The sequence below is a fragment of the Spirillospora sp. NPDC047279 genome, from assembly GCF_040643285.1.
Lineage (GTDB): Bacteria > Actinomycetota > Actinomycetes > Streptosporangiales > Streptosporangiaceae > Spirillospora.
Genome location: NZ_JBEYUA010000018.1, coordinates 31,142 through 45,468, shown reverse-complemented (window position 1 = coordinate 45,468; position 14,327 = coordinate 31,142). Strand labels below are relative to the sequence as shown.

Annotated in this window: 12 protein-coding genes; 10 read left to right on the top strand and 2 right to left on the bottom strand. The window is 72.7% G+C overall.

Annotated features, from left to right (window positions below; translation table 11 throughout):
- Positions 1-5 precede the first annotated feature (5 nt).
- The 3 genes from ABZ810_RS36895 to ABZ810_RS36885 all read left to right on the top strand — a co-directional run bounded on the left by ABZ810_RS36895 (position 6) and on the right by ABZ810_RS36885 (position 3,901).
- Entirely contained in the window at positions 6-626 is a 621-nt protein-coding gene (locus tag ABZ810_RS36895; RefSeq protein ID WP_358411256.1) for a DUF2867 domain-containing protein, read from the top strand.
- A gap of 70 nt (positions 627-696) precedes the next feature.
- A complete protein-coding gene (locus ABZ810_RS36890; protein WP_358411254.1) occupies positions 697-2,466 on the top strand; it encodes a biotin carboxylase N-terminal domain-containing protein in 1,770 nt (589 codons plus the stop codon).
- A 121-nt stretch (positions 2,467-2,587) separates the two neighbouring features.
- A complete protein-coding gene (locus tag ABZ810_RS36885) occupies positions 2,588-3,901 on the top strand; it encodes a hypothetical protein (protein WP_358411252.1) in 1,314 nt (437 codons plus the stop codon).
- 342 nt (positions 3,902-4,243) lie between these two features.
- On the opposite strand, the gene ABZ810_RS36880 is transcribed toward ABZ810_RS36885, so the two are convergent.
- A complete protein-coding gene (locus tag ABZ810_RS36880) occupies positions 4,244-5,050 on the bottom strand; it encodes a VOC family protein (RefSeq protein WP_358411250.1) in 807 nt (268 codons plus the stop codon).
- A gap of 286 nt (positions 5,051-5,336) precedes the next feature.
- On the opposite strand from ABZ810_RS36880, the gene ABZ810_RS36875 reads away from it, so the two are divergent.
- Together ABZ810_RS36875 and ABZ810_RS36870 are read left to right on the top strand one after the other, a co-directional pair.
- Positions 5,337-5,717: a hypothetical protein gene (locus ABZ810_RS36875; protein ID WP_358411247.1), complete on the top strand. Its 381-nt coding sequence runs from the start codon at positions 5,337-5,339 to the stop codon at positions 5,715-5,717.
- A gap of 7 nt (positions 5,718-5,724) precedes the next feature.
- Positions 5,725-6,033: a DUF5313 family protein gene (locus ABZ810_RS36870; protein WP_358411246.1), complete on the top strand. Its 309-nt coding sequence runs from the start codon at positions 5,725-5,727 to the stop codon at positions 6,031-6,033.
- A gap of 13 nt (positions 6,034-6,046) precedes the next feature.
- Here ABZ810_RS36870 and ABZ810_RS36865 read toward each other — a convergent pair whose 3' ends face one another.
- On the bottom strand, positions 6,047-7,435 hold the full coding sequence (locus tag ABZ810_RS36865; RefSeq protein WP_358411244.1) for an NAD(P)H-quinone dehydrogenase: 1,389 nt from the start codon (positions 7,433-7,435) through the stop codon (positions 6,047-6,049).
- 121 nt (positions 7,436-7,556) lie between these two features.
- Here ABZ810_RS36865 and ABZ810_RS36860 point away from each other — a divergent pair, with 121 nt between their 5' ends.
- The 5 genes from ABZ810_RS36860 to ABZ810_RS36840 all read left to right on the top strand — a co-directional run bounded on the left by ABZ810_RS36860 (position 7,557) and on the right by ABZ810_RS36840 (position 14,317).
- Positions 7,557-8,009: a gamma-glutamylcyclotransferase gene (locus ABZ810_RS36860; RefSeq protein WP_358411242.1), complete on the top strand. Its 453-nt coding sequence runs from the start codon at positions 7,557-7,559 to the stop codon at positions 8,007-8,009.
- A gap of 21 nt (positions 8,010-8,030) precedes the next feature.
- Positions 8,031-8,831: a purine-nucleoside phosphorylase gene (locus tag ABZ810_RS36855; protein WP_358411240.1), complete on the top strand. Its 801-nt coding sequence runs from the start codon at positions 8,031-8,033 to the stop codon at positions 8,829-8,831.
- A complete protein-coding gene (locus ABZ810_RS36850; RefSeq protein ID WP_358411239.1) occupies positions 8,828-10,501 on the top strand; it encodes a phospho-sugar mutase in 1,674 nt (557 codons plus the stop codon). The genes ABZ810_RS36855 and ABZ810_RS36850 overlap by 4 nt, the downstream gene beginning before the upstream one ends.
- Before the next feature lie 203 nt (positions 10,502-10,704).
- Positions 10,705-12,003 (top strand): PP2C family protein-serine/threonine phosphatase, encoded by a 1,299-nt coding sequence (locus ABZ810_RS36845; RefSeq protein WP_358411237.1) that lies wholly within the window; start codon positions 10,705-10,707, stop codon positions 12,001-12,003.
- Between the two features lie 25 nt (positions 12,004-12,028).
- Complete coding sequence (locus tag ABZ810_RS36840) at positions 12,029-14,317, top strand: LuxR C-terminal-related transcriptional regulator (protein ID WP_358411235.1); 2,289 nt, start codon at positions 12,029-12,031, stop codon at positions 14,315-14,317.
- The last annotated feature ends 10 nt before the right edge of the window (positions 14,318-14,327 follow it).

The window sequence follows — 14,327 nt, the reverse complement described above, 5'->3', positions numbered from 1 at the left end:
CGACGATGAGACTCCCCACGAGCGCCCACACGTCCCGGCCCTGGCGCATCCACGAGATCGCCCCCGACTTCCGGGTCGAGGACGTCTGGGCGCTGCCGACCCCCGGCGGCCCCGACGACCACGCGCGGCTCGTCCGCCAGTTCGCCGCCCCGCCCACCGGCGACCGCCGGCTCCCCGCGCCCGTCCGGATCCCGATGGAGCTCCGCTGGAAGATCGGCGCCCTGCTCGGCTGGGACCGCGACGGGAGCGGCGTCGGCACCCGGGTGGCGACGTTGCGCGACCGGCTGCCCGCCGACCTCCGCGACGGCGAACGCGGGCCCGACCTGCCGACGCTCCCGTTCACCTCGGTATTCCAGACGCACGACGAGTGGGCCGCCGAGCTCGCCAACAAGACCGTGCACGGCGTGATGCACATCGGCTGGGTGCCGGACGGATCGGGCGGCCACCGCGGCCAGATGGCCGTGCTGGTCAAGCCGAACGGGTGGTTCGGGAAGGCCTACATGGCGGCGATCCTGCCGTTCCGGTACCTGCTGGTCTATCCGCCGCTGCTGCGGTCGATCGGACGCGAGTGGAGGCTCGGCGAGCGAGGCTCCGAAGGTTCGCTGACCAGGACGAAACCGCAATAAGGAGGGGCTTACGAAGGCGTCGGAAAGTGATTATCTAGACTGCGTGCGAGGTTGAGGGAGGAGACCCAACGTGCGCAAGGTCCTGATCGCCAACCGCGGTGAGATCGCGGTTCGTATTGCCCGCGCCTGCCGCGATGCGGGTTTGACCAGTGTCGCGGTGTACGCCGAGCCCGATCTGGACGCCCTGCACGTTCGGGTGGCCGACGAGGCGTTCGCGCTCGGGGGCTCCACCGCCGCCGACAGCTACCTGGACATCGAGAAGCTACTGAAGATCGCCGTCGAGGCGGGCGCGGACGCGGTGCACCCCGGCTACGGATTCCTGGCCGAGAACGCCGACTTCGCCGCCGCGGTCGAGAACGCCGGGCTGACCTGGATCGGCCCGCCGCCCGCCGCGATCACCGCGCTGGGCGACAAGGTGCAGGCGCGCCACATCGCGCAGAAGGTCGGCGCGCCGCTGGTCGCCGGCACCAAGAACCCGGTGTCCGGCGCGGACGAGGTCGTCGCGTTCGCGGAGGAGCACGGCCTGCCCATCGCGATCAAGGCCGCGTACGGCGGCGGCGGCCGCGGGCTCAAGGTCGCCCGCACCCTGGACGAGGTGCCCGAGCTGTACGAGTCGGCGGTGCGCGAGGCCGTCGGCGCGTTCGGCCGCGGCGAGTGCTTCGTCGAGCGTTACCTCGACAAGCCCCGCCACGTCGAGACCCAGTGCCTGGCCGACCGGCACGGCAACGTCGTGGTCGTCTCGACCCGCGACTGCTCGCTCCAGCGCCGCCACCAGAAGCTCGTCGAGGAGGCGCCCGCGCCGTTCCTGTCCGACGAGCAGGTCGAGCTCCTCTACACCTCGTCCAAGGCCATCCTCAAGGAGGCCGGCTACGTCGGCGCCGGGACGTGCGAGTTCCTGGTCGGCCAGGACGGCACGATCTCGTTCCTCGAGGTCAACACCCGGCTGCAGGTCGAGCACCCGGTCACCGAGGAGGTCGCCGGCATCGACCTGGTCCGCGAGATGTTCCGCGTCTCCGACGGCGAGGAGATCGGCTACGGCGACCCGGAGCTGCGCGGCCACTCCATCGAGTTCCGGCTGAACGCCGAGGACGCGGGCCGCGGCTTCCTCCCCGCCGTCGGCACCCTGACCCGGTGGGAGCCGCCGTCCGGCCCGGGCGTGCGCCTCGACTCCGGTTACGTCGAGGGCCAGACCGTGCCGCAGGCGTTCGACTCGCTGATCGCCAAGCTGATCGTCACCGGCGCGACCCGGCGGCAGGCCGTCGAACGCTCCCGCCGCGCGCTGGCCGAGTTCGCCATCGAGGGCATGCCGACCGTGCTCCCCTTCCACCAGGCGGTGCTCGACGACCCGGCGTTCGTCCCCGCCGACCCGAACGCGGCGTTCACCGTCCACACCCGGTGGATCGAGACCGAGTTCGACAACCGGATCCCGCCGTACGACGCGGGCGTCGCCGACGAGCCCGAGGTGGGCGAGCGCGAGCGCGTCACCGTCGAGGTCGGCGGCAAGCGCATCGAGGTCGTGCTCCCGGCCGGTCTCGGCGCCTCCGCCGCGGCCGGCGCCGCAGGCAAGGGCGCTCCGGCCAAGCGGCGCGGCGGCAAGAAGGGCGGCGGCGCGCAGGCCTCCGGCGACTCGCTGGTCAGCCCCATGCAGGGCACGATCGTCAAGCTCGTCGCCGAGGACGGCGCCACCGTCGCGGCCGGCGACACGATCGTCGTGCTGGAGGCCATGAAGATGGAGCAGCCCCTCACGGCGCACAAGGCCGGAACGATCACCGGGCTGTCCGCCGAGGTCGGCCAGACGGTCTCCAGCGGCGCGGTGATCTGCGAGATCAAGGACTCCTGACCCGCGCTTGACCCGGTCATCGAGCGCCCCTCGCCGCCCGGCGGGGGGCGCTCCGCCGTCCGCGGGGGGAACGGAGAGTGCCGCGAACTCGTCTTACCAGGTGAGGAGGCAGACTGTAATCATGAGTTCCGCGTTGAGGACCAAGCGGCGCCGGGCACGCCTGGTGGCGGTGCCCGCGATGATCGGCGCCGTCGTGACACTGCTTCTGGGCGTCGGCCTCGCCGCGCCCGCCCAGGCCGACGACGTCTCCCAGATCGCCAAGGGCCTGACGAACTCCCGGCTGTACGTGACGACCGAGTCCGGCGCGCAGCTGACCGACGCCGACAAGGCGGAGATCAACGCCGCGCTCGGCCAGGACCCGGACGCCGACGTGCGCGCCGTCGTCACCCGCCCCGGCATCTCCCAGCAACGGCTCGGCCAGATGCTCAAGGCCGTCGGCGACCGGGTCGGCGACGGCAAGACCTACGTCGCCATCGACGCCAACGGCCGCGAGATGGTCGGCGTCTCCAAGGATCTCTCCAAGAACGAGATCAACCAGCTGATCGCGCAGACCTCCGGCGGAACGCTCAAGTCCCGGCTGGTGCAGTTCGGCTCGCTCGCCGAGAAGAAGGCCGACGAGCAGAACCGGTCCAGCATGATCGGCGCGTTCGTCACGCTCGGCGTGATCGTCCTGCTCCTCGCGGGCGCGTTCGCCGCGTTCCTCGTCGTCCGGAGCAACCGGCGCAAGCGCGAGGAGCGGCAGATGGCCGAGCTCAAGCAGGGCGTCGAGGAGGACGTGACCCTGCTCGGCGAGGACATCGCCGCGCTCGACCTCAACGTGATGGACCACGGGCTCGACCCCGACACCCGTTCGGACTACGAGCGGGCCATGAACTCCTACGACGACGCCAAGACCGCCACCGCGCGGGCGGCCAGGCCGCAGGACATGGAGAAGGTCACCACGGCGCTGGCGGACGGCCGCTACTACATGATCGCCACCCGGGCCCGCCTGTCCGGCGAGCCGGTGCCCGAGAAGCGCGCGCCGTGCTTCTTCAACCCCAACCACGGCCCGTCCACCCAGGACGTCATGTGGTCCCCGCCCGGCGGCATGCCCCGTTCGGTCCCCGCCTGCGAGGCCGACGCCCAGGCGGTGCTGAGCGGCGGCGAGCCCGACGTCCGGATGGTCCCGTACGAGGGCGGCCGGCGCCCCTACTACAACGCCGGACCGGCGTACGCCCCGTACGCGGGCGGCTACTACGCCGGATACGGCGGCCTCGACCTCCTCAGCGGCATGATGATCGGCACCATGCTCGGCTCGATGATGGGCGGCTGGGGCGGCGGCTACGCCGACGTGGGCGCGGGCGGTTTCGGCGGCGACGGCGGCGACGTCGGCGGCGGCTGGGACTTCGGCTCCGGCGACTTCGGCGGCGGGGGCGGCGACTTCGGCGGCTTCTGACCCGGCCACCGGCACCTGAAGACCGGGAAGGGCCCCACCTCAACGGCGAGGTGGGGCCCTTCCGCCGTCCGGCCCGGCGGCGGGCTCAGTACGGGCTCAGTGACGGGCTCAGTGACGGGCTCAGGCCTGGCGCTTCTGCGGCCGGGCGCCAGGGTCGTCGAACAGGTCCATGATCCCGGCGGTGCTCAGCCACGGGTCGTCGTGCAGGGCCCGCCGTTCCTCCGGCCCGAGGGACCTCTGCTCATCGTGGGCACGTGGCAGGGAGAGGTTATGGCGCCTGCGGGGACGTCAGCGATCAGATCCCCCTCCATGACCAGAAGACGCCGACCCGAGAACGGCGCCTCAGACGCCGGGCCTGGGGGGACGCAGGCCCGGGGTGGGGGTGATGATCCCGAGCCGGGCGCCGGTCGGGTCGGTCAGCATCGCGTACCGGCCGGGCTGGATGTCGGTCGGCGGGATCCTGATCTTGCCGCCGAGCTCGACCGCACGGCCGGCGGAGACGTCGCAGTCCTCGACCCAGAAGTACGGGATCCAGTGCGCCGGGTAGCTGGCCGGCCAGCGCTCGTCCATCTGGACCATGCCCGCCACCGGCCAGTCCCCGAGCGTGAAGTCGGTGTAGACCGAGTCGTGGTAGTCGCGGTCCAGGGGCTTCCAGCCGAAGACCCGGCCGTAGAAGCGGCGCGCCTCCTCGACGTCGCGGCAGGCCAGCTCGACCCAGCACATCGCCCACGGCTCGTCGACGACCCCCGCGCCGGTCATGTTGCCGGGCCGCCAGAGGGCGAACTCGCCGCCCTGGCTGTCCGCGCACAGCGCCATCTGCCCGAGGTCGGAGACGTCGAGCGGCGGGACGAGCTCGTGCCCGCCCTCCGCCTTGATCAGGTCGACGGTGCCCTGGACGTCGTCGGTCCGGAAGTAGCACGCCCAGGACGGCCGCTGGGCGTCGTCGGCGAGCGTCTGCATCCCGGCGACCTCGGGCCCCTGGACGTCGCCGATGCTGAAGACCTCGTAGTCGCCGAGGTCCGCGACGGCGATGGTGTAGGCGTACCAGCCGAACAGGCTCCGGTAGAAGCCGACGGACGCCTTGACGTCGGGAGTCGCCAGCTCCGCGAACGACGGCCACCCCGGGGCATGTCCGTTGACCTCAGGCACCTTCGGCTCCCAGATCGCACATACCCGCCACGCTATGAACTCCCAGGCCGTGCCAGCGCACCCGTCCCGCCATGATCGCCCAAAGCCTTCCCCAAGCCCGGGTCAAGCGCCCCGATCTCGCCCCGCGGTGGCGCGCTCACGCCACATTTCCGGCGAACGCCGCGGGCTCGGGCCGTGCGGGCTGTAGGACTGTGGACCACTCGACCACACCGGCTTCCACGTCACCGAGGGCGCCCGCCTGGTCGAGTCCCCCGAACCCTCGGAGTGGCTCTGGCGCCTCCACCGGATGCTCGGCACCAGCGCCCTCGGCGCGATCCGATTCCACGCCGAGGGCCACATGCTCGACCGGACCAGAACGCTGCACCGCCGCTTCACCAAGCTCGGCCTCGACGCCGACGACGCCCGCGACTGGTTCGCCGTGGGCGGCTACCACCGCAAGGCCGACCTCCTGCTCCACCGCGGCACCGGCCGGATCGCAGGCCTCGAACCCGCCCCCTCCAACCGCCTCCGCCCCCTGCACGACGACCCGCTCCGCTTCCTGGACGAGTACGGCCTGGGCGAACGCCACCCCGAACTCGTCTTCAACCCCCGCAGCCGCCTCCAGCGGACCGCCGTCCGCCAATGGCTCGACCACCTCCGCGCATGCCGGGTCCTCCCCTGGGAATGACTCCCCCGTGGCTCGGCTGGCCGGAGATCCGGGGGTCTGGGGGCGTGCTCGTTATGCGGTGGGGTTTCGGTTGCCCGCGGAGAACCGCGACTGGGTGCGGCACGACCTCACCGACGCGGGGTGGCGCTGGCGGATGGTGGGACGGCACCTGGGGGTCATGGTCCCGTTCTGCGCGGCGCTCGCGTTGTTGCCCGGGGCGTGGTGGTTGCGGGTGATGGTCGTGCTGCTGGCCTTGCTGACCAGCACGTTCACCGTGGCGATCAGTGCGGACGATCTACGCCGGGCGCGGCTGCGCAAGCACGGCCTCGATCAGTAGGCGTGCTCGGCCGTCAGTAGGCGTGCTCGGTCATCAGGCGGCGGGCGGCCTCGGTGATGCTGCCCGACAGGGACGGGTAGACGGCGAAGGTGTGCGCGACCTGGTCGACCGTCAGGTGCTGCTGGACGGCGATCGAGAGGCCCAGGATCAGCTCGCTGGCGCGCGGGGCCACGATGACGCCGCCGAGGACGATGCCGGTGGACGGGCGGCAGAAGAGCTTGACGAAGCCGTCCTCGAAGCCCTGCATCTTGGCGCGGGCGTTGCTGAACAGCGGGAGCATGACCGTCCGGGCGTTGACCTCGCCCGCGTCGACCATCTTCTGGGACACGCCGACCGAGGCGACCTCGGGGTCGGTGAAGATGTTGGACGAGACCCAGCCCAGCTTGAGGGGCTGCACGGCCTCGCCGAGCGCGTGCCACATGGCGATGCGGCCCTGCATGCCGGCCACGGAGGCGAGCATCAGCACGCCGGTGCAGTCGCCGGAGGCGTAGATGTGCGGGACGCTGGTGCGGGAGACCTTGTCGACCTCGACGAAGCCGTGCGAGCTCAGGCGTACGCCCGCCTTCTCCAGGCCGATGCCGCGCGTGTTGGGGACCATGCCGACGGTCATCAGGCAGTGCGAGCCCTCGACCTTGGTGCCGTCCTCGAGAGTGACGATCACGCCCTCGCCGGACCGCTCCACGGCACCCGCGCGGGAGCGGGACATGACCTTCATGCCGCGGCGGAGGAAGACCTCCTGGAGGACCGCGGCCGCGTCGGCGTCCTCGGTGGGCAGGATGCGGTCGCGGGACGAGACGAGGGTCACCTTGGAGCCGAGGGACAGGTAGGCTCCGGCGAGCTCGGCGCCGGTGACGCCGGAGCCGACCACGATCAGGTGCTCGGGGAGCTCCTGGAGGTCGTAGAGCTGGCGCCAGTTGAGGATGCGCTCGCCGTCCGGCTCGGCGCCGGGCAGCACGCGGGGCGTGGCGCCGGTGGCCAGCAGGATGATGTCGGCGCGCAGGCGGCGGTCGCCGACCGCGACGACGTGCGGCTCGACCAGCCGCGCCTCACCGCGGACGATCTTGACCTCCTCGTAGGCCAGCCGCTCCGCGACGTCGAAGGACTGGGCCCGCGCCAGCTCCTTCACCCGCTTGTTGACGGTGGCGATGTCGGCCTCCAGGCCGCCGACGATGCCGTCGGGGCCGCCGCTGAAGCGGAGGCCGAGCGCCGCCGACTCCGACATCACCGCCATGCGGGTCGAGGTGGCGATGAGCGTCTTGGAGGGCACGCAGTCGGTCAGCACGCACGCCCCGCCGGGACCGTCGCGCTCGACCACGGTCACGTCGGCGCCGAGCTGCGCCGCGACCAGGGCGGCCTCGTAGCCGCCTGGGCCTCCTCCGATGATCACGATGCGGGTCGTCACGGTTTCCATTGTTTCCTACGTTAGGCAGTGACCTGACCGGTCACGCCCGCCGGCGGCTCGCCGCCCCCGCCCGGCCGGGCCCCGCCCGCCGCCGCGGCAAATACGCGTACGCTAGGCGACCGTGGCACTGTACGCGGCGTACGCCTCCAACATGGACCCCGAGCAGATGGCTTCGCGGGCCCCGCACTCGCCCATGCGCGGCACCGGCTGGTTGTCGGGCTGGCGGCTCACCTTCGGCGGCCAGGACCGCGGCTGGGACGGGGCCCTGGCGACCGTGGTCGAGGACGACGGCGAGCAGGTCTTCGTCGTGATGTACGACGTCCCCGAGTGGGACGAGAAGGAGCTGGACGGCTGGGAGGGGGCTGCCCTCGGCGTCTACCGCAAGATCAGGATCCGGGTCGAGACGCTCGACGGCGACCAGCTCTGCTGGCTGTACGTGCTCGACGACTACGAGGGCGGGCTGCCCTCGGCGCGCTACCTGGGCATCCTGGCCGACGCGGCGGAGGCCGCCGGGGCGCCCGACGACTACGTCAAGGGCCTGCGCGAGCGGCCCTGCAAGTCACTCGGAGACTGACCCGGCGGTAGTGTCGGCCGCGTGAGCAACGACGCTTCTGCACTGGCACGGGCGGCCGCCGGCGAGCTGCGCGCCCGGACCTCTCTGGACTCCTTCGACGTCGCCCTGGTGATGGGCTCCGGCTGGGTCCCGGCCGCCGACGCGCTCGGCACGCCGGTCGCCGACCTGGCGGTGACCGACCTGCCGGGGTTCGCGCCGCCCGCGGTGGAGGGCCACGCCGGCCGCATCCGGGTGGTCGAGACCGGTGGCCGCCGGGCGCTGGTCTTCCTCGGCCGCACCCACCTGTACGAGGGGCGCGGGGTCGATCCGGTCGTCCACGGCGTCCGGACGGCGCTGGCCGCGGGCGTCCGGACGGTCGTGCTCACCAACGCCGCGGGTGGCCTGCGGCCCGAGCACCAGCGTGTCGGCGACCCGGTGCTGATCTCCGACCACCTCAACCTGACCGGCGCCAACCCGCTGACGGGCGCGACGTTCCTCGACCTCACCGAGGCCTACTCGGGACGGCTGCGGGCGCTGGCCAAGGAGGTCGACCCGACGTTGTCGGAGGGCGTGTACGCGGCGTTCCGCGGCCCCACCTACGAGACGCCGGCCGAGATCCGCATGCTCCGCACGATGGGCGCCGACATGATCGGCATGTCCACCGTCCTGGAGACGGTCGCGGCCCGCGAGGGCGGCGCCGAGGTCCTCGGCATCTCGCTGGTCACCAACATCGCGGCGGGGCTCTCCGACCAGCCCCTCGATCATGAGGAGGTGCTCGCCGCGGGCAGGGCGGCGGCCTCCCGCATGGGGTCCCTCCTGCACACGGTGATCTCGAAGCTATGAGCGGCCACCGCGAGGCAGCCCGGGAGTGGCTGGCCCAGGACCCCGACCCCGAGACCCGCGCCGAGCTGCACGCGCTCCTGAACGCGGGCGACGACGCGGCCCTGGCCGAACGGTTCGGGGCCCGCCTGGAGTTCGGGACGGCGGGCCTGCGCGGCGAGCTGGGCGCCGGCCCCAACCGCATGAACCGCGTGACGGTCATGCGCGCCGCCGCCGGCCTCGCGGCCCGTCTCACGGCCGAGGACCCCCCGGTCGGGCGCGGGGTGGTGATCGGTTACGACGCCCGTCACAACTCCGAGCGGTTCGCCTACGACACCGCCGCGGTGATGAGCGGCGCCGGCATCCCCGCGTACCTCCTTCCCCGGACGCTGCCGACGCCCGTCCTGGCCTATGCCGTACGGCATCTGGGCACGGCCGCCGGGGTCATGGTCACCGCCAGCCACAACCCGCCCCGCGACAACGGCTACAAGGTCTACTGGCACGACGGGGCGCAGATCGTGCCGCCCGTCGACGCCGAGATCTCCGCCGCCATCGACGCGGTGGGCCGGGTGGACCGGCTCCCCCTCGGCGGCGATCACCAGGTCCTCGGCGAGGAGATCGTCGAGGCGTACCTGCACGCCCTCTCCCACCTGCCGCTCGGCGACGCCCGCGACGTGCGGATCGCCTACACGCCCCTGCACGGCGTCGGCCGCGACACGTTCCTGGCGGCGTTCGACTGGGCCGGGTTCCCCGCGCCCAGGGTCGTGCCGCAGCAGGCCGAGCCCGACCCCGACTTCCCGACCGTCGCGTTCCCCAACCCGGAGGAGCCCGGCGCGATGGACCTCGCGCTCGCCCTGGCCGCCGGCGCCGCCGTCGACCTGGTGATCGCGAACGACCCGGACGCCGACCGGTGCGCGGTCGCGGTCCCCGCCGGGGACGGCTGGCGCATGCTCACCGGCGACGAGGTCGGCGGCCTGCTCGCCGAGCAGGTGCTCCGCCACACCAAGGGCGACGACCGGCTGGCGGTCACCACGGTCGTCTCCTCGTCCCTCCTCGGCGAGATCGCGCGGGAGTACCGCGTGCGCTTCGCCGAGTCGCTCACCGGCTTTAAATGGATCATGAAGGCGGGCGCGCCCGGCGACCGGCTCGTCTACGGCTACGAAGAGGCCCTGGGCTACAGCGTCGGCGGCGACGACGGCGTGATCGTCCGCGACAAGGACGGCGTCGGCGCGGCCCTCACGATCGCCGCCCTGGCCGCCGGAGCCAGGCGTGACGGCCGCACGCTCCAGGACATCCTGGACGACCAGGCGCGCCGCCACGGCCTGCACGCCACCGACCAGCTGTCGGTCCGCGTCGCCGACCTGTCGCTGATCTCCGACGCGATGGCCCGCCTGCGCGCCGCCCCGCCCACCGCCCTGGGCGGCCGTACGGTCGAACGCCTCGACGACCTGGCCGGAGGCGCGGGCGGCCTCCCGCCCACCGACGCCCTGCGCTTCACGCTCTCAGCGAGCGGCTCGGGCGGCTCGGCCCGCGTCGTGGTCCGCCCGTCCGGCACCGAGCCCAAGCTCAAGTGCTACCTCCAGGTCGTCCTGCCCGTACCGCCGGACAGCGACCTCGCCACCGTGCGCGCCCGGGCCGCCACCGACCTCGAAGCCCTCCGCACCGACCTGTCCACGGCCCTCGACCTCGGCTAGAGCGCCCGCCCGGATGTCCATGCGTCCCGGACGTCCATGCGCCCGGAACGGCCGGGCGGCCGTGCGTCGCGGCGTCCGGCCGCTCGCATACCCGATGGGATGTCAATTCCGCCTTTCTCCGGTTCTCACACGATGTAGCTTCTTGCGTACAAGCCGTGGCGGCTTTCACGAATTGGTGCGTGCCAGTCGGCCGGAGGTCCTTCATGGCGACTTTCCCCGAGGACACCACGACCGGCGTGCCCGCGGGCCACGGCGCGGCCTGGTCGCCGCTCCAGGTGAACACGCACGATCCCGACCTGGTGGCCGCCGATCTGGCGGAGGTCCTCGCGGTCCAGCTGTCCTCCGACGTCACGGTGCTGCTCCGCGACGAGCACCTGCCCGCCGATCCCCCGCGTGCCGATGGGCCACGAAGCCAGGCGATCTTCCGGCTGGTGGCGACCTGCCAGGCTCGCCGGCGGCGGCCGGCCATCTGGATCCACCGGCCGGGAAAGGTGGTCCGGCCGGACGCGGCCGGCACCGTGCTGGGTTCCCTGCGCCGCGGCGAGCACGTGTCCGTGGACCACGTGGACGCGTTCACCGCCGACCACCTGGCCGCCGAGCTGGGTGAGCCGCGCGTCGCGGCCGAGCTGGTCAACAGGCATCTGCTGGTCGTCCCGATCATCGGCCAGGACCACCGGCTGGCCGGCTACGCGCGGATCATCGGCGGGGAACGTCATGTGGCCCTGTCCCCGGCGGACGTCGCCGCCGCCTGCGGCCTGGCCCGTTCGGCGTCCCGGTTCCTGGGCGGGGCGCGCGGCGGGCTGCCCAGTGGCGGCGTCCTCCTGCCCGGAGCCGAGGTCCACGCCCGCCACCAGCCGTTCGACGGCGGCCGGAACGGCAGGGGCGGCGGGGACTGGTGCGACGCCTTCCTCCTGCACGACGGCCGGATCGCGCTCGTGATCGGCGATGTCGTGGGGCACGGCGCGCGGGCCGCCGAGATCATGCGCCGCTGCGCCAACCTGGTCGGCGCGCTGGCCGCCTTCCCGCTCCACCCCGACGCGGTGGTCCGCGAACTGGACCAGGTGACCGGCGGCCTCGACGAGCATCATCTCGCCACCTGCGCGTACCTCGTCTACGACCCCGACGACCGGACCTGCCGGCTGGTCAGCGCCGGGCATCCGCCGCCGATCCTGATCCAGCCGGACGGGACCGCGGCCCCGCTCGACCTTCCGGCGAACACCCCGATCGGCCTCGGCCTGCCCGAGTACCGGCTCCGCGAGTTCGAGGTCCGCGAGGTGGAGTTGCGCGACGGCAGCATCCTGGTGCTCTACACCGACGGCCTGATCGAGCACCGCGGCCGCGGGCTCGCCGAGGGCCTCGCCGAGCTGCGCGGGCTGCTCGACGCCCCCGCCGCCCCGCTGCCGGATCTGTGCGACGCGGTCATCTCCGGGCTCGTGTCCCAGGAAAGACAGGACGACGACGCCACCCTGCTCGTGGCGCGCTTCACCGGGCGGAACCCCTGACCCGACCACCGGAGGGAATGTGACGATGCCGAGAGAACTGCCGTCCGAGGTGACCAGCTTCGTCGGACGCGAACGCGAACTCCGTGCCGTCAAGGGGCTGCTGAAAAGGAGCAGGCTGGCGACGCTCGTCGGCACCGGCGGGGTCGGCAAGACCAGGATCGCGCTGCGGGCCGCCACCGACCTGGAGGCCGGATTTCCCGACGGGGTGTTCCTCGTGGAGCTCTCCGGGCTCCAGGAGGGCGGCCTGCTCCCCCATACCGTCGCCGCGGCGATCGGCCTGCCCGAGCAGACCGCGCGCCCCGCCATCGACCTGCTCACCGACTACCTGGCGACCCGGAGGGCCCTGCTGGTCCTGGACACCTGCGAACACCTCATCGACGCCTGCGCGATGCTCGCGGAGGTGCTCCTGCGCACCACCAGCGAACTGCGCGTGCTGGCCACGAGCAGGCAGCCGCTCGACGCCCCCGGCGAGCACCTGCTCGTCGTCCCGCCACTCACCGTGCCGGAGGAGGACGACGAGGTCTGCGACCAGTACGAGGCGGTGCGGCTGTTCGCCGACCGCGCCGCCGCCGTGCGGCCCGGCTTCGTGCTCGACGGCGCGAACGCCGCGCTGGCCGGTGTCCTGTGCCGCCGGCTCGACGGCATTCCGCTCGCCATCGAGCTGGCGGCCGTCCGGCTGCGCGCGCTCTCCCTCGGCGATGTGGTGGAGCGCGTCACCGACCGGTTCCGGCTGCTCGACAGCGGCAGCCGGGCCGCGCTGCCCCGGCACCAGACCCTGCGCACCGCCATCGGCTGGAGCCACGAACTCTGCTCGCCGCCCGAACGCCTGCTGTGGGCCCGGCTCTCGGTGTTCCGCGGCGACTTCGACCTGGCGGCGGTGGACGAGATCTGCTGCGACGGCGAGATCCAGGCCGACGCGGTGCTGGACCACCTGATCGGCCTGGTCGACAAGTCCATCGTGCTCCGCAGCCAGGACGAGGCGGGGGTGCGCTACCGGCTCCTGGACACGCTGCGGGAGTACGGTCGCGAGTGGCTGGTCAACCTCGGCCAGGAGCAGGCCGTCCTGACCCGGCACCGCGACCACTACCTGCGGCTCGCCCGGGACTTCTTCGCCGAGTGGGAGGGCACCGACCAGGTCGGCTGGTTCCTGCGGATCGCACGCGAGCTCTCCAACCTGCGCGTCGCACTGGAGTACTGCCAGAAGACGCCGGGCCAGGAGGAGACCGGGCTCGACATGGCCTCCTCGCTGTGGGGCTACTGGCTGGCGCGCGGGCGCCTCAACGAGGGCCGCCGCTGGCTCGACCAGTGCCTGGACGGCACGCGGGAGGAGACCTCGGCCCGGGCCCGCGCCCTGTGGATGACCGCCTTCATCCGCAGCATGCAGGGGGAACACGCCCTCGCGATCCCGTACTTCGAGGAGGCCCGCGCTCTGGCCGAGCGCATCGGCGACACCTCCACGCAGGCGTACGCGACCCAATATCTGGCCGCCACGTACATGCTGCTCATCGATCCGGAGCCCGCCCTCCGGAACTTCGGCGAGGCCTCGGCCCTGTTCCACAAGCTCGACGACAGGGTGGGGCTCTCCATCAACAGCTACCACCGGAGCCCGCTGGCGACGGCCACGGGCGACATCCAGGGCGCGGCGGCTCTCGCCGACGAGGCCCTCGACCTGCTCGGCTCCAGCGGCGAGCGGTTCCACCGGTCGTACGGGCTGCTGGTGAAGTCGTTCGCCCTCATGGCCGGGCGCCGGGTCGACGAGTGCGGTCAGGTGGCCCGCGACTGCCTGATGATGAAACACCAGTTCGGCGATCTGGTGGGGACCGGGTTCGTCCTGGAGGTGCTCGCCTGGGTCGGTGCGCATCAGGGCGGGCACCGGCGCAGCGCGTGGCTGATCGGGGCGGCGGAGGCCATCTGGGAGAAGGTCGGCCACCCGAGGTTCGGGTTCGCGCTGCTGGACGGCTTCCACGAGGAGGCCGAACGCCTGGCACGCGACGACCTGGGCGAGGCGTGCTACGCCGAGGTCCACCTCCACGGCTTCCAGCGGCCGACCGACGAGGCCGTCGCCCGAGCGATCACCACCGGGGTCGACGACCAGCAGCTGTACGCCTGGAACGAGCTGTCCGACACCGAACGGCAGATCGCGCGGCTCCTCGTGGAGGGCATGGGCAGGAGGGACATCGCCGAGCGGCTGCTGATCTCGCGGCGCACCCTCGACGCCAGGATCGAGGACATCCTCGGCCGGCTGGGCCTCTCGTCGCCCGCGCAGATCGCCACCGTCCTGGCCGATCAGCCGCCCGCCACCAACAGCACGTAGCGAACGCGGG